Below are 20713 nucleotides of genomic sequence, written 5' to 3'. Positions count from 1 at the left end.
GCAATTGGCTTGCCCCGTTTCGTTTGTCTGGCCTACGCCGCAACAGGCCCGGTAGCGACCGGGCCAGCGCAGCGCAGCGTCAGGCCGGAATCGCTTCGGCTGCCGCCTCACGGTCCCACACGCGGTGCTCCTTGAGCACGGCCACGAAGGCATCGACTGCCTTCTGATCGTCGCCCAGCAGCAGGCCCTTGTCTTCCTGCAGGCCCAATGTGCTCAGCAATGCCTTGCCGTCAGCGGCCAGGCCCATCGGCTTGAGGTGCTTGTACGCCTCGAGCAGGTAGTGCTTGGCCAGACCGCTTTTGCCCAATGCGTCCAAGGCTGCCTTGCCGGCCGGGACCCACAGGCCATCGATCATCACCGACGGCATGCCTTCCATCGACGCATCGACCTTCAGCTCCTTGCCATCGGCGGTTTTCACCGGGGCGCTGGATGGGCCGAGCAACAGGACGCGGGCGCTTTGTGCTTCGAAGGCCTTGGTCAGGCGATCGACGCTGGCACCATCGACGCCATCAGCCACCAGCAGGGCGATCTTGCGGCCCTTGATGCCCACGGTGCCTGGCAGGTTCATCTGGCTCAGGGCAGGCGAGGTCTTCACGCTCGATGCCTTGACCTCGACGGTGCCCTTTTTCGGCGCCGGCAAGCCCAGGTTGGCAGCCACTGCCGCCGCCAGGCCCAGGTCGATGTTGGCGAGAATCTCGTTCACCTGGCGCGCACGGATGTGCTCGCGTTCGACCTTGCCCAACTCAAAGCTGTAGGCCTTGATGATGTGCTGCTGCTCGTTCGGGCTCATGCTCTTGTAGAACAGGGTGGCCTGCGAGAAGTGATCGGAGAACGACTCGCTGCGCTCACGCACCTTGTGCGCATCGACGCGCTCGTAATACGTCTCGAAACCACCATCTTTAGGGCCCGGCGGGGTTTCTTTCGGCCAGCCACCGTCAATCGAGTTCGGCTCGTAAGCGGCCTGGCCCTTGTGGATGGTCTGGCGATGGATGGCATCGCGCTGGTTGTTGTGGTTCGGCGCCACCGGACGGTTGATCGGAATCTCGTGGAAGTTCGGCCCACCGAGACGGCTGAGCTGGGTGTCGGTGTACGAGAACAGGCGGCCCTGCAGCAGCGGGTCATTGGTGAAGTCGATGCCCGGCACGATGTGACCTGGGCAGAACGCGACCTGTTCGACTTCGGCAAAGAAGTTGTCCGGATTGCGGTTGAGCACCATCTTGCCCAGCGGCGTGACCGGCACCAGTTCTTCGGGGATGAGCTTGGTGGGGTCGAGCAGGTCGAAGTCGAACTTGTGCTCGTCTTCTTCTGCAACGATCTGCACGCCCAGTTCCCATTCGGGGTAGTCGCCGGTCTCGATGGCTTCGCGCAGGTCGCGACGGTGGAAGTCGGTGTCTTTACCGGCCATCTTCTGCGCTTCGTCCCACAGTACGGAGTTCACGCCATTGTTCGGTTTCCAGTGGAACTTGACGAAGCTCGCCTTGCCCTCGGTGTTGATCAGACGGAAGGTGTGCACGCCAAAGCCTTCCATCATGCGCAGGCTGCGTGGCACCGCACGGTCCGACATGGCCCAGACCACCATGTGCGCAGACTCTGGCACCAGCGAAACGAAATCCCAGAACGTGTCGTGCGCAGAGCCGCCGGTGGGCATTTCGTTGTGCGGCTCAGGTTTGACCGCATGCACGAAGTCCGGGAACTTGATCGCGTCCTGAATGAAGAACACCGGCATGTTGTTGCCGACCAGGTCAAAGTTGCCTTCGTCGGTATAGAACTTCACGGCAAAACCGCGTACATCGCGCACGGTATCGCCCGAGCCGCGTGGGCCCTGCACGGTGGAGAAGCGCGTGAAGACCGGGGTGATCTTGCCCGCTTCGCTCAGGAAACCGGCCTTGGACAACGCGCTGTGGTCGCCGTAGCTCTCGAAGTAACCGTGCGCGCCGGTGCCGCGGGCGTGGACGATACGCTCCGGGATGCGCTCGTGGTCGAAGTGGGTGATCTTCTCGCGCATGATGAAATCTTCAAGCAGCGACGGGCCGCGCGCGCCGGCCTTGAGAGTGTTCTGGTTGTCAGAGATCTTCACGCCCTGATTGGTGCGCAGCGCCTGGCCGGTGGCATCGCTGCGAACATCGCCCAGGCTCTGCAGCTTGGCGTTGGTGTTGGCCTTGTCGGGTGTATCGACCCCGGCAACCTCACTGTGCTTGGGGTCCGGCGTCTTCTTGGTCGGCATCTCGGGTACTCCTCATCATTATCAGGCTGCCCATTCGGGCTCGTTCAAGTAGTGACTTGGCAAATTCCCCGTACGTTCCATCAGGATTACCAACTGTCGCGTTATGCCGCCTGGTTCGGCTCGCTGTGAAATAAAAGCTAAGAACCGAGCAGGGAAAAGGCTAAAATGCGCGGTTTCGGCTCACCGCCGCCTTACCTTCCATGCGCCCCACAAGGTTCGCTACGTGATCGAGTTCCAGCAGGTACACAAGACCTACCGCGTTGCCGGTAGGGACATCCCCGCCCTCCATCCCACCAACCTGAGCATCCAGAACGGCCAGGTCTTTGGCCTGATCGGCCATTCCGGCGCCGGCAAGAGCACCTTGCTGCGCCTGATCAACCGGCTGGAAAACCCCAGCGGTGGCACGATCATCGTGGACGGCGAAGACATCACCGCCCTCAACGCCAACCGCCTGCGCCGGTTTCGCCAGCAGGTCGGCATGATCTTCCAGCACTTCAACCTGTTGGCCTCCAAGACGGTGGCCGACAACGTCGCCCTGCCGCTGATCCTGGCCGGTGAACTGCCGCGCAGTGCCATTGACCAGCGCGTCACCGAGCTGCTGGCCCGGGTCGGGCTGTCCGAGCACGCGAAAAAATATCCCGCGCAGCTGTCGGGCGGTCAGAAGCAACGCGTGGGCATCGCCCGCGCGCTGTCTACCAACCCGAAGATCCTGTTGTGCGACGAAGCCACCAGCGCCCTCGACCCACAGACCACCGCTTCGGTGCTGCAACTGCTGGCCGAGATCAACCGTGAACTGAAGCTGACCATCGTGCTGATCACCCATGAAATGGATGTGATCCGCCGGGTCTGCGACCGCGTGGCGGTGATGGATGCCGGGCAGATTGTCGAGCAGGGCAGCGTGGCCGAGGTGTTCCTGCACCCGCAGCACCCGACCACCAAGCGCTTCGTGCAGGAAGACGAGCAGGTCGATGAACACGAACAGCGCGATGATTTTGCCCATGTGCCAGGACGCATCGTGCGCCTGACCTTCCAGGGCGAAGCCACCTATGCACCGCTGCTGGGCACCGTGGCCCGCGAGACCGGCGTGGACTACAGCATCCTGGCCGGGCGTATCGACCGCATCAAGGATGTGCCCTACGGGCAGCTCACCCTGGCCGTGACCGGTGGTGACATGGAAGCGGCCTTTGCCTGCTTCGCTGCAGCGGATGTGCATATGGAGGTACTGCGTTGATGGACGCTCTGAATTTCTTCGCCAACGTCGACTGGGCCGAAATCTGGCTCGCCACGGTCGATACCATGATCATGCTGTTCGGCTCGCTGTTCTTCACCGTGCTGCTGGGCCTGCCACTGGGCGTGCTGCTGTTCCTCTGCGGGCCGCGGCAGATGTTCGAGCAGAAGGGTGTGTATGCGCTGCTGTCACTGGTGGTCAACGTGCTGCGCTCGCTGCCGTTCATCATCCTGCTGATCGTGATGATTCCGATCACCGTGCTGATCACCGGCACCTCGCTGGGCGTGGCCGGTGCCATTCCACCGCTGGTAGTCGGCGCCACGCCGTTCTTTGCCCGCCTGGTGGAAACCGCGCTGCGTGAAGTGGACCGCGGCATCATCGAAGCCACCCAGTCGATGGGCGCCACCACCCGGCAGATCATCACCAACGCCCTGCTGCCTGAGGCACGCCCGGGTATTTTCGCGGCGATCACCGTCACCGCCATCACCCTGGTGTCCTACACCGCAATGGCAGGTGTGGTGGGCGCTGGCGGCCTGGGTGATCTGGCCATTCGCTTTGGTTATCAACGCTTCCAGACCGACGTCATGGTCGTGACCGTGGTCCTGTTGTTGATCCTGGTCCAGGTGCTGCAAAGCGTGGGCGATAGACTGGTTGTGCATTTTTCCCGCAAGTAACCGACCTGGGGCTGGCCTGAACGGCCCCGCGTTGGTACTGCATGTGTCTGTGCCAAGGCGTGTTCGAGCGTGGATTGCCGCGTGCCGACCGTTGTAGCGCAGCGCCAACATCTGGCGGCCGTCCTGGCCTCCCCTGAGGAGTGATTGATGAAGAAACTGCTTGCTCTGGCCGCCGCTGTCGCGGCGTTCTCGGTCCATGCCGACACCCTGACCGTCGCCGCCACCCCGGTGCCGCACGCCGAGATCCTCAACGTGGTCAAGCCGCTGCTGGCCAAACAAGGCGTTGAGCTGAAGGTCAAGGAGTTCACCGACTACATCCAGCCCAACGTGCAAGTGGCGGAGAAACGTCTGGACGCCAACTTCTTCCAGCACCAGCCGTACCTGGATGAGTTCAACAAGGCCAGAGGCACCGACCTGGTGAGCGTCACCGGCGTGCACCTGGAGCCTCTGGGCGCCTACGCCGACAAGCTGAAGACGCTCGACGAGCTGCCCACCGGCGCCACCGTGGTGATTCCCAACGATGCCACCAACGGCGGTCGCGCCTTGCTGCTGCTGGCCAAGTCGGGGGTGATCACGCTCAAGGACAACGGCAATATCCTGTCGACCGTCAAAGACATCACCGGCAACCCGAAGAACCTCAAGTTCCGCGAACTGGAAGCCGCGACCATTCCGCGTGTGCTGACCCAGGTCGACCTGGCGCTGATCAACACCAACTATGCTCTGGAAGCCAAGCTCGATCCCGAGAAGGACGCCCTGGCCATCGAAGGCAATGACTCGCCCTACGTGAACATCCTCGTTGCCCGCCCCGACAACAAGGACTCGGCTGACATGCAGAAGCTGGCCCAGGCCCTGCACTCGCCCGAGGTCAAGCAGTTCATCAACGAGAAGTACAAGGGCGCGGTCATTCCGGCGTTCTGATCCCCTCCGACCACAGCGTGCAAGTGGGCGGCCCAGCCGCCCACGCGCTGCCATCGACCGTGCTTAGCTCAGCTGACCCGCGTCAGCTTGATCGGTCTCGGCGCCGGTCTTGCGCGCTTGCATCTGTGTCAGCGCCTGATGGGCATGGGCGCCTTCGAGGTACTTGCCAACCAGCTCGGACAACGCCTGTGGTTTCAGGGCTTTGCCATTGATGCTCCAACGGGTCAGCTGCAGAACGATCAGTCGGTTCTTGGGGGTGAACTTCGCATCGGGCTGCCAGAAACTGGGCGTGTGGAACAGCGGCAGTGGGGCGTCTTCATCCAGCAATAACTGTACGGCAGTCGCGGTACCGGTCATCAGCCGGTAACCCGCGATGTGATGCAGTGGCAGCGGCTCGGGCGCGTTGTGAAAGCGCATGGTCTGCGCGTCCAGGATCAGCGCCGGCGTGGCGGCGCGCTTGAGCAGACGCCAACCGAGCGCAGCAAAGACAAGGCCCAGGATCGCCAGCGACGCGGCCAGCACGCCGTAGAACACCACCAACGCCGACTTCACCGCCGAGGCCATGGGCCCAAGCGCCAGCGTTAGCCCGCCGAGCACCATCAGCACAGATATCGCTATCACCACACGCCCACGCACCTGCGCGCCCTCGTGCAACTCGCAGCGCCCTTGTACGGCTTCGACTCGGGCTTGCAGGTCCTGGCGAAGCTCCTCGTGGTTATCCAGCAAGCGCTGGCCAAGCTCGGTGCTCAGGTGTCGCGCCAGCACCGCCGCACCTGGCAGCAGCTGTTCGAGACAGGCCATGGCCTGTGCCGGTACCACGGGGCGCAGACCCCGACCGTTGTGTACCGCGTCCAGGCCCAGGCCCATTGCCTGAATACGTCGGAGCGTCGGCGGATGGCTGTCGGTGGGATGGGCCGGCTCATCGTCCAGCTCCCCCTCTGGGAGCGCCAGCGGCTGTTCGGCCAGTTGCACAAGGAGTGCCTGGAGTACGTCTTGCGGCCAGCTTTCAGGCGCATGACACCAATCGTCCAGCAGCGCATCGATCAACGGAGCCACTGCGCTGACGCGCACCAGCGCATCGACCGCCACCTGGGCGCCGACGGGCACCGCAGAGGCAGCATCGGCACGCAGTTCGGTGCTACGGCTCCAGTGGCTGACGGCGCGGTCGAAGCTCTGCATGAAGTGCATCGCCAGGCCATAGGCCGGCAGTGTCAGCAAGCTCTGCAGCAGACCGCCCTCCATGCGCTCGCCAAGTACGCGCACGCTGCGCCAGGCGCCGTCGTAGATGGGCACGAAGCGCAGGCCATAGTCGGTGTCCTGCCCTGAAAAGTGCGCCAGCTCATGGCCGATCACTGCACGGGTCTCGTTGGCGTCTAGCACTGCCAGCAGCGGCAGTGGCAGATACAGCGTGCGCCCTTGCAGGCGCTGGCCTGACGGCGCGAGCTCGACCTCGCTGGAGATGACGTAGAAGCCATCCAGGTAGCCTACCGCGATGTGATCGGGCACCAGTGCCTCGAATTGCCCCGCCAGTGCGCGCACGCGTTCCCACAAGATCGGGGCCTGCGCCTCGGTCAGCGCGGTGCCGAAGATGACGCGCGGCTCGAGGGTGAACAGCTGCGTCATGGCCTTGAGCTGGCGTGGCAGACGATACAGGGGCCACAGCATGATCAGCATGATGCTGCCCACCAGCAGTTGCAGCTTCATCACGGCCGTCGATGCCTGGTCCAGCGTGAACAGCCACAGCGCCTCGTAGGCGACTTCCAGCACCACGGTCAGGGTCAGGAGCAGCAGCATTGCCACCAACAGGGTGGGCAACACCTTGCGGCCCACATAGAACAGCTTCACCAGGCGGTCTCTGGATTTGAGCGCCGCCTCGCTCGCCACACGCAACGCCAGCAATGAAGCGGCGCCGAACAGCAGCAACAGTGCCGAGAACGCTGTTGAAATGCCGGGCAGCCAACCACCCACACGCGCCACCAGAACATCATGATCAACGTGCGTCAGCTGGCGCTGAGCCAGCGCCTCGGCCAGTGCAGGCGAAACCCTGCGATCGCCGAGCTGGATATCCTCGTGCGAGTTCTGCGCCTGCAACTGCTGCGTGGTGAGCACAACGCTGTGCAGGGTGCTCTGCAACGCCAGGGCTTCGTTGCGCGTGCTCTCAGCCCGGTGTCCTTGCCAGAGCGCCATGAGCAGCAGCAGAAACGGCAACAGCACCAAGCGCCAGCCAAGAATGCGTTGGTCACGCGTCATGGGCGAGCCTCCCAACCACATCACGACCACGACTACCCGCTGCTTCCATATCCTGCTCCCTGCTCAACAAAGATGTCTGCCTGAAGGACTCAGGCAACAGTGTGTTCAGTCCCGCTTGACCAACCCCGGCAGCCGCTCTACCAGCTTCTGCGTATTGAACGGTGCCCGAATGAAACCCCGCTGCCGCCCATCCGGCCCGACCACTGCCAGGTTGCCGCTGTGGTCCACGGTGTAGCCAGGCTTGCGGGTGTCTGCAGGAATGAACGGGATGCTCAGGGCATTGGCCAGCGTCTGAGTATCGGCAATCGACCCGCGCAGGCCGATGAAGTTCTTGTCGAAGTAGCCGAGGTACTGCTTGAGCTGGCTGACGGTGTCGCGCTCCGGATCGACGCTCACCAGCACCACCTGCAAACGCTCGAGGGCTGCGGGAGGCAGGTCGCGCTTCACCTGACGCAGTTGGGCGAGGGTGGTCGGGCAGATGTCCGGGCAGTAGGTATAGCCGAAGAACAGCAGCGACCACTTGCCCTTGAGCTGGTCGAGCACCACGGGCTGGCCGTCCTGATCGATCATGCTCACCGCCGGCACCGTACGGCTCTGCGGCAGGAGAATGATCCCTGCATCGATCAGCTCGGCAGGGTTGAGCTCGGCGTTGCCGTCGAGCGCCTTGTTGACGATCAGGCCGACGCCCAGCGCCACCAGGGCGACGAGCACGACAACGGTTTTCTGGGTTCGGGTCATGGGCTGGGCTACCGGAGAGAATGGCGACGCGCGACACGGTACCCCAGCGTTCCCCACCCAGCCAGCCCGCCGCCTGATGGAGGTGCCATCGATTCCCGCCTGCGCGCAGCCCACCAAGGTCGGCGATGTCACGACCTTGAAGCACGCAACAGCCGAGCACCCCGGCTTTTGAGCGCTGCACCTGGGCCACGGCAGTTGGCTGTCGTTAGCACAGGCCAGGTTGCAAAACGACGGTCAGGCTCGAAAAAGATGCCGGGAAAATTGGCCGTGCTGGTGCCCGCGAACCTTGGGCAACCTTTGTGCAAACGCCCGGATCCATGGGGCTATGCCACAATAGTGGCCAGACCATATGCCTCAGCACCTAAATGGTGCGCCGCTTTATGACCAATCGGTCTTAGGCATCTGGCATACCGAGCTACCTTACTGTCTTCCGTTTGTCCTGCCCTACCACTGGAGTCGTCATGAACATTGCCGCTTTACGCGAGCAGATCAGCCAAGCCCATCAACACGAGCGCCAGACTGGCCAGCTCGAGCAACGCCTGGAACAGCAACTGCCTCACCTGCACCCGCTCATTCAGCTACCTGAGCAAGACGCCCGTGGCACCCTGGCGCGTTTCGTCAGCGCCTACATCGATCAAGTGCCCGAGCTGCTCGAAGCGGCCTATGCGGTAGCACGCCAGGCCGGGATCGAAGCGCAGATCAAACCCGTGCTGCAAATCGCTGAAGCCTACTTCCTGCTGCCGCCCAGTGAACTGCAAGGCCATGTGGGCCTGGACTGCCTGCTCGACGAAGCCTACCTGGCACATCGCCTGGTCGAAGAAGTCAACGACCTGTACATCCGCCACTTCAGCCAGCCGCTGATTCCACTGGACACCACCGTGGCCAACCTGATCGCCCACCAGTTGATCGGCGAGGCGTTCGCCAACCAGCTGGATGAAGTGGTGCACCATTCGGTCGACGAAATGCTCGACGACCAGAGCTTTGCCGCCGAGTCGGTCGAGCAGTACCGCGACACGCTATGCAGCCCCGAGACCGGTGAAGCGTGGAAACGCTGGCCGTGCCTGTCGCGCCAGTGGGGCGTCGAGCTGGGGCAGTCGGCTTGACCGCTTGTTTTCAGTCTTAGCGAAGCGCCCACCGGATGGGTCGACCGCGAGGGTCTGGTCCCTCCTGAGGGCGCGGCCTTCACCAGCGCATGCTTTGGGCTCCCTAGGAAATGCGTGTGAATTTCTTCCAGCAAGACGTACACCTTTAAGGCACTCAGTCCAGGAATGCCGAGACCCCGCCCGAATGTAAACGGAGAGCATGACCAGAGTGATGGGATTGCCGCAGATGCCTTAGCGCAACGCTGGGACAATCCCAAGGCCCAACGACCAACCTCTGTCAGGGTAAGTCGAGAAAGGAATCCAGGATGACCAAGGGCAGAAAGAGTCGTCGTACGCGTTTTTAGTTTGCAAGGCTAAATCCAGATCTGTCTGCGCCTGCCTTTAATGACGTATTTACAGCGATTAGGTATGCTCAGCCCGTACGTCACATGGCAGTGCTTGATCTTGCCAACTCAAACACGGAAGCCTGCGAGGACAAATCATGAGACTTGAAAAACTAAGAATCAAAAACTACCGCTGTTTTGATGACATAGAAATAGATTTTGACGATAGACTTACCGTTCTGATTGCCTCCAACGGGGGCGGAAAAACAACTATTTTAGATGCTGCTCGCGTTGCACTTTGGCCTTACATAAAAGCATTTGATCTAGGAAGCCAAGTAGGCAAGTCCGCCACCATCCAACAGGATGACGTACGGATGAAACAAATGAAAAACGCCAACATGGAAGCCATGCCCCCTAGCGAAATCGAGGCCATTGGCTCCTGGCAAACCCAGACTCGCAAAGCCTGGACACAACAGCGAATCAGCATGAAAAGCGGAACCAATACACTGGGAGACGAAGGCTGCAAAAAACTGACAGCGTATGGCAAATCCCTGCAAGCTGACGTTCGTGTGGATGCTGAAGCAACACTTCCACTGATCACCTACATGGGGACATCAAGGCTTTGGTACGAGGGACGATTTTCTTCCACCGCCGCGCAAACAAACCTCGACAAAAGCGAATACTCAAGAACGTCGGGCTACTTGAACTGCCTTTCGTATTCATCAAGTTTCAAAACCTTCACTGCGTGGTATAGCTGGATCTACCGAAGTTACAGAGAGGAACAAATAGCATCTCTCGAAACAGGCAGATCACTTAGCGATAACGGGCATCGCCTGAGTGAAACCATACGTGCCGTCAAAAACGCGATTGATGCAATGATGGTGCCCGCCACAGGCTGGTCTGGTTTGGAATACAGCGAAAGCCGTAACCAACAGCTAGTCATGCATCACCCTGTTCAAGGTGTTCTGCCTGTCGAGCTTTTAAGCGATGGCCTGCGTAATACGATTGCCATGGTCGCTGATATTGCTTACCGAGCTTGCAAGCTGAATCCGCAGTTCGGCGCTGAGGCGCCCCTGAAAACCCCAGGAATCGCGCTGATCGATGAAGTGGACATGTTTCTGCACCCTAACTGGCAACAGATGATCGCCCGGGCATTATGTGACGCGTTCCCGTCGATGCAGTTTATCGTCACCACGCACAGTCCACAGGTTCTCAGCACGGTGCGCCGTGAAAACATTCGGGTTCTGGGTGCGAGTCCTGATGGAAAATGGATAGCTTCTCCTCCACTGGCCATGACCTATGGTGAACCCAGCAACAACGTTCTGCTAGGTGTGATGCAAGTGGACCCTCAACCCCCTGTAAAGGAAAAGCCAAAACTTCAAGAGCTCACCGAATTGGTCGACAAAGGCAATTACAATCAACTCAAAGCCAAGACACTGATGTGTGAGCTGATTCAAGCCCTGGGCGGTCAACATCCTCAGCTGCTCCGCTTACAACGAAGCATCAGACGCCAAAAGGCTTTGAACGAATGAGGCCAATTAAAAAACTTGCTACCGGCACTTATCAGTTAACACGGGCCAATTTGACACCGCCTACTACCCGCGATGAAGCAACCCACCGTTGGGCCAGCCTGAAATATAAATCCGAATTGAAAGATTATCTGATACTCGAGCAGTACGGCCTATGCTGTTACGCCGAAATCAGGCCAGACGAACTCGGCCTGGGCTTTCATATTGAACATGTCGAAAACAAAAGCCAGAATCCAGCTCGGACGTTTGACTACACCAATCTCGCCGCGAGCTCATTAGATAGCAAAAACGATTTATCTGCGTTCAAGTCAAATAATGCCGAGGTCTTCGGTGGACATGCGTCTGGAAAATCCAAAGGCGTAGATTTGAAGAAATTCATTTCGAGCCATGATCCTGATTGCTCAAGATTTTTTGCTTATTTATCCGATGGCCGAATTGTACCCGCAGATAATTTGATGCCAGAAGAAGCGCACAAGGCAACCTATACTCTGGAGCTCTTGAACCTTAATTCACCTTATCTGATTTCCCTCCGCCTGCAATGGTGGGATGAGCTCGCTGAACTGATCGAAGAACACATTGAAGATGACATGAGCCTTACAGATTTGGCAGCGATCGACCTGACGCCGATCAACGACCGACTAAGCCGCTTCTACAGCATGACAAGGCAAATGTTCGGAAAGATCGCTTTTACACTATGAAGCTTGCACTCCGTGACGCGTAGTTGATCTACAGATCATAGTGAATTCCGAAAGGGTCGAAAACCTTAACGCTACGGTTCTGCTGCCCTGACTCTGTACGAGATTCGTAGAAACCCAGTCATTGCCTCGCAGCCCTAAGGACTTTGTGAGTTCTGGTTTTCTGCGCAGCATCGTCAAGTTTCAAGGCTTTCCAGACCGCTTAGGCGCGCATTACCACTCCAGCTCCATCTGACGCTGCTCCACATCGTGTCTGCGCACCTTCACGGCCATGCTTATCAAGCGGACGGCTCGATGCCTATGCCGTCCGCTCCAGCAGGTTGCAGCCGCTGCGATACAAATCGTGTCAGCGTTTGAACCATCTGCACCTGATGAGCCGTATTCACCAGCATCGGCACGCCGGGCTCGCCGGCGTTGGCGCAGATGTATTCGTCGAGGGTGGTTTCAATGCCGGACATGAGTTCGAGGGTGTGGCTCAGGGCTTCAATGGCGCTCAGTTCTGGATCGATCAGGTAATAGTTGCAGGCGTGTTGAGCGTGGGGCGGATCTGGGACCGGCTTTTTCATCAGACAACTCCTTGCGGGGTTCAGAGAAAACCGCAACCCAACCTTCTCACGGGTTTGGGTGGCGGTCATACGCGGGGTGAGAAACCGAGCGAGCAAGGAGCCTCGGCCAGACCGAAGTCTGCCCGCGCATGACCACCATGAAGGGAGGCCGAACTTACTCGAGACGGGTTCTCACACCCGGTCGCCGAAACGACGCGGTGGAAGTTAGTCCTGAAGCATTTCCCCGACAACAGCGATAGTTCGGCTTGGTGTGTAGGATAATTCGCCAGCGCTCTTATCCTGAAGTATTTAGTATCAAATTCGGAAACGTCTTACAGGATCGTGTTGAGTAAAGGCGGTGCGCAACGGGCTACCGTTTGGCGAAACCACCAAAGCACATTCGGCGTATTCTCCAGGGGCGAGCGTCAGATGCCATACCGTTTGTTACCGTCAGTGGTAATGCAGTACCGACCGCCGCGCGGCGCTCTAAAAACGTTTCCAGAGAACCGGGGGAATGAAGCGCTGTAGGTTGTAGTTGGCCTGATATCAACCGTGCGCAGCCGCTGCTCGAGCGCGTCAACATTCCTCAGGCTCAGCGCTGGCTATCACGCAAGCGCTGCAGGTGGCCGATCGCCGACAAAGGCCATGATGCAGGCCCTACGTCAGTACTGCGACCGCTGCCCCATGCAACCGTCATTGCGATGTGCTCAATGAAACGCAAACCTAAGCCAGGCTTGCCAAGGTTGTTCAAACGGCCCGGTTACCGAGAACGCAATGTCATCGAGCGTATGTTCGGCTGGTTGAAAGATAACCGTCGACTCCCAACGCGCTTCGTCAAGCTGGCAAAAAGTTATGCAGCATTGGTTTCATAGGCTTGCTCCATGCGGCGCCTGTCTAGTGCTCAGCCTGCGTCCGGTACAGGCTTACACCTGTATCGGACGCCAGTCGCTACGCCCCAGCCCCCGCCGAACTGCGTATCTGCCCCTCGATCCGGCGCTTCAACCGTCGCTGCTCGATCCATAGCCGTGAGCCGTGCGCCGCATTGCTGCGTCCCCAGTCTTCCAGCAGCTCTAGGCACGCATGGTCGATGTAGCTGACGTTGCCCAACGGCACGTGCAGCGTCGTGCCCGCCGGCACCGTCTCCAGCACCTGCGTCAGCGCCGGTACCTTGAGGAAGGTGGCCGCGCCGGTCAGGCGCAGTTCCATGTGGCCGGTGCGGTCCAACTGCACCAGGCTGATCTTCAGCCGTGCCGCTTTGAGTGCCAGGGTCACCAGGGTCATGGCGAAGCCCAGCAGCACGCCCGTCAGCAGGTCGGTGAAGATGATCGCAAGCGCGGTCAGCGCATACGTCAGCATCGGCATGCGGCCATATTGGCCCAGGCTGCGCAGCGCCTTGAAGTCCACCAGCTTGATACCGGTGTAGACCAGTACCCCGGCCAGGCTGGCGATGGGAATCTGCTGCAGCACGCTGCTCAACACCACCACGAAGGCCAGCAGCCACACACCATGCAGAATGGCCGAGGCCCGCGTCTGCGCCCCCGCCTGGACGTTGGCCGAGCTGCGCACGATCACGCCGGTCATCGGCAGGGCGCCGAGTAAGCCGCAGAGCATGTTGCCGACGCCTTGCGCCGACAGCTCGCGATCGAAATCCGAGCGCTGCCCGCTGTGCATGCGGTCGACCGCCGCCGCAGACAGCAGGGTCTCGGCGCTGGCGATGAAGGCAAGCGCGAAGGCGGCGACCAGCAGCGAAGGATCCGCCAGCTTGAGCAGGTCATCGAAGCGCAGCCAGTCGATGGCTTCGGACAGGTCCGCCGGCACCACCACGCGGTTCACCGGCAGCGCCAGCCACAGGCTGATGCCGGTCATCGCGGCCACGCCCAGCAAGGCGCCCGGCACGAAGCGCAAGCGCTGCGGCCGCCAGCGCTCCCAGCCCCACATCAGGGCGATGGTGCCCAGCCCCAGCAGCCCGGCTTGCCAGCCGGCATCCGGGCTTTCCAGCGGCAGCGCCGCCATGACCGTCGCGGGGAAGCCCATGAGGTTTTCCAGCCCTGAGGGCTGTGGCGAGGCATCGAACATCACATGCACCTGCGACAGCACGATCAGCACGCCAATACCGGCCAGCATGCCGTACACCACTGCCGGAGCCGTGACGCGGAACCAGCAACCCAGACGAAAACGCCCGGCCAGCAGTTGCAGCACGCCGGCCAGCAGCAGGATCGGCCCGAGCATCGCCATGCCGTGCTGGCGCACCAGCTCGAAGACCAGCACCGCCAGGCCTGCGGCAGGGCCGCTGACCTGCAGCGGCGAGCCGGCCAGAAAACCCACCACCAGCCCGCCAATGATGCCGGTGATCAGGCCCTTGGCCGGCGGCATGCCCGAGGCAATGGCAATACCCATGCACAGTGGCAGGGCAACCAGAAAGACCACGACCGAAGCCAGTAACTCACGCGGCAGCGCCGCTTTCATCTGTGTGACGTTCACCGTGACGCTCCTTTCTCACATCTCGGCCATTGCGCTGGCCGATAGCACGCAAATCCCTGAATGGCGCGCAGGCGCAAGCCGCCAGGGGAAAATCCGGCAGCACAGACAGGGCATTTCAAGGGAAGGCTAATGACCGCGCCGCACCCAGCGGGTGCAGGCGGCTATCAAGGCATGTGCAGGTAACGGGGTCGCTTAGTAGCGGCCTCTCGGTGTTGCGCAGGGAATCGAGTCGCCTTCGGTCAGCGGCAGGAAGCGGTCGCCGGCAGCGTCATAGGCTTCGATCTGGCTGGTCTCGATGTCATAGATCCAGCCATGGATGTGCAGCTGGCCTGCGGCCAGGCGCGAAGCCACCGACGGGTGCGTGCGCAGGTGATGCAGCTGGGCGATGACGTTTTCGCGGGTCAGCAATTGCATGCTTTCGTGCTCGGTGCCGCAGGAGCAGTTGTCCTCCACCACGGTCCGGGCCACTTCGGCGTGGCGCAGCCAGGCGGAGACCGTCGGCATCTTGGCCAGCGACTGCGGGTTGAGCACCGCACGCATGGCGCCGCAGTCGGAATGCCCGCAGATGATGATGTGGTGCACGCCCAGGGCCATGACCGCGTACTCGATTGCGCTTGAAACGCCGCCGTTCATCTGTCCATACGGCGGCACGACGTTACCGACGTTACGGGTCACGAACAGATCGCCCGGCGAGCTCTGGGTGATCAGCTCGGGGACGATGCGCGAATCTGCACACGTGATGAACATCGCCCGCGGCTTTTGCGCAGTGGCCAGTTTCTTGAACAGCTCCTGCTGCTCGGGGAAGACTTCGGTGTGAAACCGCAGAAAGCCATCGACGATGTGCTTCATCGCGCTGTCAGCGCTCTCTGCGGGTGCAGCCGGTACGGCCTTGTTAGGGTCCTTGACGGGCATGATTCATCCTCTTGGCGGTAGTGGCGTACGGTCCATGTTACCGATGAAAGATCAGGGCTATGCGGGGATTTAGATGACACGCACGGGTAATTAATCACAGCCGGTGTGGAGTGATTTCCTACGCTATAGAAGAAAACTTAACTGAAGCTTAATAAAGAGGGGCCTAGAACGGGCGTTCTAGAGCGCTTTGGCGGGAATTGGATAATAGCAAAAAAGCATCAGACGCCAAGGGGCATTAGTAGAATTATTGGTTATGAATAGTTTGCCTGTGGTAACCACTTCGTCATTCCCTTAGAACAACGCCAATTGCTCCCCCGGCGGCGCAAACGCCGTGCAGTCCAGCGCCAGGGCCTCGCGCCCGGCAAACCCCAACCGCCGCGACGCCTTGCGAAAGCGTTGTTCCAGTAATTCGGCAAACACCCCCTCACCACGCATCCGTGATCCGAAGCGGCTGTCATACAGCTCGCCGCCCCGGCTCTGGCGGATCAGGCTCAGCACATGGCTGGCGCGCTGCGGGTAATGATCCTGCAACCACTGCTCGAACAACGGCGCCACTTCCAGCGGCAGGCGCAGCATCATGTAGGCCGCGCTCTGCGCGCCGGCGTCGTGGGCGGCGTCAAGCAAGCGCTCCAGTTCACTGTCGTTGATCATCGGAATCATCGGTGAGCAGAGCACCCCCACCGGCACGCCCGCCTCGCGCAACACGCGAATCGCTCGCAGTCTTGCCGTGGGCGCGGCGGCGCGGGGCTCCAGCACGCGCTTGAGGCCATCATCCAGCGTGGTGAGGCTGATCATCACCCGCACCAGACGCTGACTGGCCAGTTCGCTCAGCAGGTCGAGGTCGCGCAACACCAGCGAGCCCTTGGTAACGATGGTCACCGGATGGCGAAAGCGCAGGAGCACGTCCAACAGCCGGCGGCTGAGCTGGTGCTCGCGCTCGATGGGTTGATAGGGATCGGTATTGGCGCCCAGGTTGATGGGTGCGCACACGTAGCCCGGTTTGCTCAATTGCTGTTCGAGCACCTCGGCAGCGTTGGTCTTGGCGATCAGCTTGGTTTCGAAATCCAGCCCGGGGGAGAGGTCCCAGTAGGCGTGGCTGGGTCGGGCATAGCAGTAGATACAGCCGTGCTCGCAACCGCGATAAGGGTTGATGGAGCGGTCGAACGGCAAGTCGGGGGAGGTATTGCGGGCAATGATGGACTTGGCCCGCTCGATGCGCACTTCAGTGCCCTGGGTCACCGGCACTTCCTGGTGCCAGCCGTCGTCCAGCGCCACGGACTGGCTGGGGGCGAAGCGGTTGTGCGGGTTGTGGGCCGTACCACGGCCCTTCTGGGGTGCTGGTGGAATCATGGCAACCTCTTGACTGTATGCACATACAGTATCGCCTTTTACGTGGGCCCTCCAGCACCGCTGATCAGCGGCACCGACGTGAAGTGCGGCTTCGTCCGGCGAGTGCAGAGCCGACTGCGGCGTCATCAGCGCGAGCCAGCCGGGCAGACGCGATGGGACAGGCCACTGCCCGCGCTGCGCGATCGGACCTGTCCGGGTCGCTGCAAACCTGACCGAGCGGCACCAGCCCATGCCAGCTCAGTAAAGCATCGGCGTTCGGTTCACGCCCGAGGAACGCCCGCAGGCTCTCATGCAGCGGCTGGGCAGCGCCAGGTTCCAGCAGCGCGACGTGCAGGCCCTTACCCGTTGCACGGCCCATTCGCCGCGATAGACCAGAGGAGACAGCGCGATGAGCACGCCCATCAGTTGCGCATCGAGACATCGACGGCCAGCACCAGGTCGTCCCAGGTGGGCAGATGATGTTGGCTCTGGATCAGCTGGGCGATGCCGTCACGGTGAGCCGTGAGTGCGTACTCGAAGGCCTCACCGGCGTTTTCCAGTGTGACCTGCGGGTAGTCGACCGGTACTGCGCTGGGTTGCAGCAGAGGGTCGGGTGCATGAAACGCTCCAGTGCGCTGTGGAATGAGCGCTGGAGCATGCGGGGAAGGGTAGCGGCGGATGCGTTGACTATCTGCCGCCCAGGCGCAAGCGCCGTTGTGCCGCCCGCAAGGGCGGCACAGGGCAGTTACTCCGTGGGTTTCTTCAGCTTCGGATTGGGGAAGAACTGCACCGGCTGCCCCACCTGCACCGGTACGGCCTTGGGCGCGAGGTGATTGACCCGCGTGCCCAGCTCCTTGGGCACCGACAGGCCCTGCTCGTTGAGCGTGTCGCTGAAGCCGCAGGCCACGCACTCACGGTGCGGGGTGCCGTCTTCGTTCCACATCATCAGTTTGTCCGGCTCACTGCACGCCGGGCAGACCGCCCCGGCGATGAAGCGCTTCTTGGTCTTCATGACAGCCACCTCGCTCATGCCGCAGCGGCCTCGCTGAGGCCGCAGTGGCGCAACAGGGCATCGATGGACGGCTCGCGCCCACGGAAGTCGACGAACAACAGCATCGGCGCCAACGAGCCGCCACGGGCCAGGATCGCTTCACGGAACGCACGGCCGGTCTCGGCATTGAGCACGCCGTCTTCTTCGAAGCGCGAGAACGCATCGGCCGACAGCACTTCAGCCCATTTGTAGCTGTAGTAACCCGCCGCGTAACCGCCGGCGAAGATGTGCGCGAAGCTGTTGGGGAAGCGGTTGTAGGCCGGTGGACGCATCACCGTGACTTCATCGCGCACGCCTTCGAGCACCTGCAGCGCATCGCGACCATCACCGTGGGTAGCGTGCAGCTCGAAGTCGAACAGCGAGAACTCCAGCTGGCGCACCATCATCATGCCCGACTGGAAGTTCTTCGCCGCGAGCATCTTGTCGAGCAGGTCTTGTGGCAGCGGTGCCTGGGTCTGGTAGTGGCCGGAAATGAGCGCCAGGCCTTCGGGCTCCCAGCACCAGTTTTCCATGAACTGGCTGGGCAGCTCGACGGCGTCCCAGGCCACGCCGTTGATGCCCGACACACCGGCGTGCTCGATGCGGGTCAGCAGGTGATGCAGGCCGTGGCCGAATTCGTGGAACAGCGTGGTGACTTCATCGTGCGTCAACAGCGCAGGCTTGCCGGCTTCGGCAGGGGTGAAGTTGCACACCAGATTGGCCACCGGGCTTTGCAGCTCGCCTGCGGCAGTGCGGCGACGGTCGCGGGCGCCGTCCATCCAGGCGCCGCCGCGCTTGTTGGCGCGGGCATAGAGGTCGAAGAAGAAGCGGCCAACGTGCTGGCCATTTTCCTTGATCTCGAACAGGCGTACGTCCGGGTGCCAGCTGTCGAAGCCTTTCAGCTCCGCAATCTCGATGCCGTACAGGCGCTGGACGATGGCGAACAGGCCGGTCAGCACCGTGTCGATCGGGAAGTAGGCGCGCAACGCTTCCTGGGACACGCTGTAGCGCTGCTCACGCAGTTTTTCGCCGTAGTAGCCGACGTCCCAGCTGCTCAGTTCCGGGCAACCCTGCTCGGCGGCATAGGCCTTGAGCTGGGCCAGGTCCTGGGCGGCGAAGGGCTTGCTGCGCTTGGCCAGGTCGCGCAGGAAGCTCAGCACCTGGTCGCTGCTCTCTGCCATCTTGGTGGCCAGGCTGAGTTCGGCGTAGTTCGGGTAGCCGAGCAACTGCGCCAGTTCCTGGCGCAGGTCGAGGATGTCCTGCATCAACGGGCCGTTGTCGAACTGGCCGGCGTTCGGGCCCTGGTCCGAGGCACGGGTGCAATAGGCGGCATACAGCTCTTCACGCAGGGCGCGGTCGCTGGCGTAGGTCATCACCGCGTAGTAGCTGGGGAATTCCAGGGTGATCAGCCAGCCGTCGAGGCCTTTGGCCTGGGCGGCGGCAGCCATCTGCGCCTTGGCCGAATCCGGCAGCCCGGCCAGCATGGCGTCGTCGGTGACGTGCTTGCTCCAGGCCTGCGTGGCATCGAGCAGTTGGTTGGAGAAACGGCTGCCCAGCTCGCTGAGGTTGCTTTGCACCTGACCGTAGCGCTGTTGCTGTTCGGCCGGCAGGTCGATACCCGACAGACGGAAATCGCGCAGGGCCTGTTCCAGGATGGTTTTCTGCGCCTGGTCGAAGCCAGCGGCTTCCGGGCTGTTGGCCAGGGCTTGGTAGGCCTCGAACAGCGCACGGTTCTGCCCCAGTTCGGTGGAATAGGCACTCAATGCGGGCAGGCAAGCCTCGTAGGCTTCGCGCAGTTCGCTGCTGTTGCACACCGCATTGAGGTGGCTGACCGGGCTCCAGGCGGCGCCCAGGCGGTCATTGAGCTCGTCCATGGCCAGGACCAGTCCGGCCCAGGTCGGTTGCTGGGCCTGGGTTTCCAGGATGCGAGCGATGGCGGCGCGGTTGTCGGCCAGGATCTGCTCGACCGCTGGCAGCACGTGCTCTGCGCGGATCAGCGAGAAGGGCGGCAGGTCATAGGACTGCAGAAGCGGGTTGGTCGCACTCACGGTTTGGCACCTTGGCAGAAGAAACACTGGCCCATCTTAATTACAATCGACGCCGACCGCAGCAAGCAGCCTGCCTATGAGTCTGCAAGAGAGGCACTATTTCCATGGCCATTCGCTCATTTTCCCAGCACACACCCCACCTGGGCGCTCGCGCGTTCGTCGACCGCTCGGCGGTCGTCATCGGTGACGTCGAGATCGGCGAAGACAGCTCGGTGTGGCCACTGACCGTGATTCGCGGCGACATGCACCGCATCCGCATCGGCGCGCGCACCAGCGTGCAGGATGCCAGCGTGCTGCACATCACCCACGCCGGCCCCTTCAACCCCGATGGCTTTCCCCTGTTGATCGGCGATGACGTGACCATCGGGCACAAGGTCATGCTGCACGGCTGCACCCTGGGCAGCCGCATTCTGGTGGGCATGGGCAGCACCGTGATGGACGGCGCAGTGGTCGAAGACGACGTGATCATCGGCGCGGGCAGCCTCGTGCCGCCGGGCAAGCGCCTGGCCAGCGGCTTCCTCTACGTGGGCAGCCCGGCCAAGGCCAGCCGCCCCCTCACCGACAAGGAGCGGGCCTTCTTCACCTACACCGCCGGCAATTACGTCAAGCTCAAGGACCAGCACCTGGCCGAGGGTTTCGACCGCCCCGAGTGACGCTTCGCGTCAACGCATTCACTGATTGGACAC

16 protein-coding genes and 1 pseudogene are annotated in these 20713 nt (G+C 61.6%); 8 read left to right on the top strand and 9 right to left on the bottom strand.

Going from position 1 to position 20713, the window contains the following annotated elements; genetic code table 11:
* Positions 1–79 precede the first annotated feature (79 nt).
* Positions 80–2224, bottom strand: coding sequence for a catalase HPII (gene katE / locus RT028_RS01730; RefSeq protein ID WP_312931745.1), 2145 nt, complete (start codon positions 2222–2224; stop codon positions 80–82).
* Between the two features lie 223 nt (positions 2225–2447).
* Here katE and RT028_RS01725 point away from each other — a divergent pair, with 223 nt between their 5' ends.
* From RT028_RS01725 to RT028_RS01715, 3 genes are all read left to right on the top strand, one after another.
* A complete protein-coding gene (locus RT028_RS01725; protein WP_312931743.1) occupies positions 2448–3455 on the top strand; it encodes a methionine ABC transporter ATP-binding protein in 1008 nt (335 codons plus the stop codon).
* Positions 3455–4126 (top strand): methionine ABC transporter permease, encoded by a 672-nt coding sequence (locus RT028_RS01720; RefSeq protein WP_312931741.1) that lies wholly within the window; start codon positions 3455–3457, stop codon positions 4124–4126. The genes RT028_RS01725 and RT028_RS01720 overlap by 1 nt, the downstream gene beginning before the upstream one ends.
* 147 nt (positions 4127–4273) lie before the next feature.
* Positions 4274–5044: a MetQ/NlpA family ABC transporter substrate-binding protein gene (locus RT028_RS01715; RefSeq protein ID WP_312931738.1), complete on the top strand. Its 771-nt coding sequence runs from the start codon at positions 4274–4276 to the stop codon at positions 5042–5044.
* A 63-nt stretch (positions 5045–5107) separates the two neighbouring features.
* Here the strand turns inward: RT028_RS01715 and RT028_RS01710 are convergent, their stop codons facing one another.
* Together RT028_RS01710 and RT028_RS01705 are read right to left on the bottom strand one after the other, a co-directional pair.
* A complete protein-coding gene (locus RT028_RS01710) occupies positions 5108–7294 on the bottom strand; it encodes a M48 family metallopeptidase (RefSeq protein WP_312931736.1) in 2187 nt (728 codons plus the stop codon).
* Positions 7295–7399: 105 nt separating this feature from the next.
* The gene (locus RT028_RS01705; RefSeq protein ID WP_312931732.1) at positions 7400–8032 is read right to left on the bottom strand and encodes an SCO family protein; all 633 of its coding nucleotides are present in this window, start codon (positions 8030–8032) and stop codon (positions 7400–7402) included.
* A 461-nt stretch (positions 8033–8493) separates the two neighbouring features.
* On the opposite strand from RT028_RS01705, the gene RT028_RS01700 reads away from it, so the two are divergent.
* The 3 genes from RT028_RS01700 (at position 8494) to RT028_RS01690 (ending at position 11685) form a co-directional block, all read left to right on the top strand.
* Complete coding sequence (locus tag RT028_RS01700) at positions 8494–9135, top strand: hypothetical protein (protein ID WP_312931729.1); 642 nt, start codon at positions 8494–8496, stop codon at positions 9133–9135.
* Between the two features lie 481 nt (positions 9136–9616).
* Positions 9617–10990 (top strand): AAA family ATPase, encoded by a 1374-nt coding sequence (locus RT028_RS01695; protein ID WP_312931726.1) that lies wholly within the window; start codon positions 9617–9619, stop codon positions 10988–10990.
* On the top strand, positions 10987–11685 hold the full coding sequence (locus tag RT028_RS01690; RefSeq protein WP_312931724.1) for a retron system putative HNH endonuclease: 699 nt from the start codon (positions 10987–10989) through the stop codon (positions 11683–11685). Before RT028_RS01695 ends, RT028_RS01690 begins: the two co-directional genes overlap by 4 nt.
* A gap of 275 nt (positions 11686–11960) precedes the next feature.
* Here RT028_RS01690 and RT028_RS01685 read toward each other — a convergent pair whose 3' ends face one another.
* The gene (locus RT028_RS01685) at positions 11961–12248 is read right to left on the bottom strand and encodes a hypothetical protein (protein ID WP_312931722.1); all 288 of its coding nucleotides are present in this window, start codon (positions 12246–12248) and stop codon (positions 11961–11963) included.
* Between the two features lie 521 nt (positions 12249–12769).
* Here RT028_RS01685 and RT028_RS01680 point away from each other — a divergent pair.
* A pseudogene (locus tag RT028_RS01680) lies at positions 12770–13099 on the top strand (transposase); the annotation flags it as partial.
* Between the two features lie 76 nt (positions 13100–13175).
* On the opposite strand, the gene RT028_RS01675 reads toward RT028_RS01680, so the two are convergent.
* The 5 genes from RT028_RS01675 to prlC form a co-directional block, all read right to left on the bottom strand.
* Positions 13176–14693, bottom strand: a complete 1518-nt coding sequence (locus tag RT028_RS01675; RefSeq protein WP_312931781.1) for a SulP family inorganic anion transporter — start codon at positions 14691–14693, stop codon at positions 13176–13178.
* 207 nt (positions 14694–14900) lie between these two features.
* Positions 14901–15620: a carbonic anhydrase gene (locus RT028_RS01670; RefSeq protein WP_312931720.1), complete on the bottom strand. Its 720-nt coding sequence runs from the start codon at positions 15618–15620 to the stop codon at positions 14901–14903.
* A 291-nt stretch (positions 15621–15911) separates the two neighbouring features.
* A complete protein-coding gene (locus RT028_RS01665) occupies positions 15912–16970 on the bottom strand; it encodes a PA0069 family radical SAM protein (RefSeq protein ID WP_312931718.1) in 1059 nt (352 codons plus the stop codon).
* Between the two features lie 724 nt (positions 16971–17694).
* Positions 17695–17979, bottom strand: a complete 285-nt coding sequence (locus RT028_RS01660; RefSeq protein WP_312931716.1) for a YheV family putative zinc ribbon protein — start codon at positions 17977–17979, stop codon at positions 17695–17697.
* Positions 17976–20027, bottom strand: coding sequence for an oligopeptidase A (prlC, locus tag RT028_RS01655; RefSeq protein WP_312931714.1), 2052 nt, complete (start codon positions 20025–20027; stop codon positions 17976–17978). The genes RT028_RS01660 and prlC overlap by 4 nt, the downstream gene beginning before the upstream one ends.
* A 104-nt stretch (positions 20028–20131) precedes the next feature.
* Here prlC and RT028_RS01650 point away from each other — a divergent pair, with 104 nt between their 5' ends.
* On the top strand, positions 20132–20680 hold the full coding sequence (locus RT028_RS01650; protein ID WP_312931712.1) for a gamma carbonic anhydrase family protein: 549 nt from the start codon (positions 20132–20134) through the stop codon (positions 20678–20680).
* Positions 20681–20713: the final 33 nt, after the last annotated feature.

It is taken from the genome of Pseudomonas sp. (genome assembly GCF_032058845.1).
Classification (GTDB): domain Bacteria; phylum Pseudomonadota; class Gammaproteobacteria; order Pseudomonadales; family Pseudomonadaceae; genus Aquipseudomonas.
This window is presented reverse-complemented; position numbering and strand designations above follow the sequence as displayed.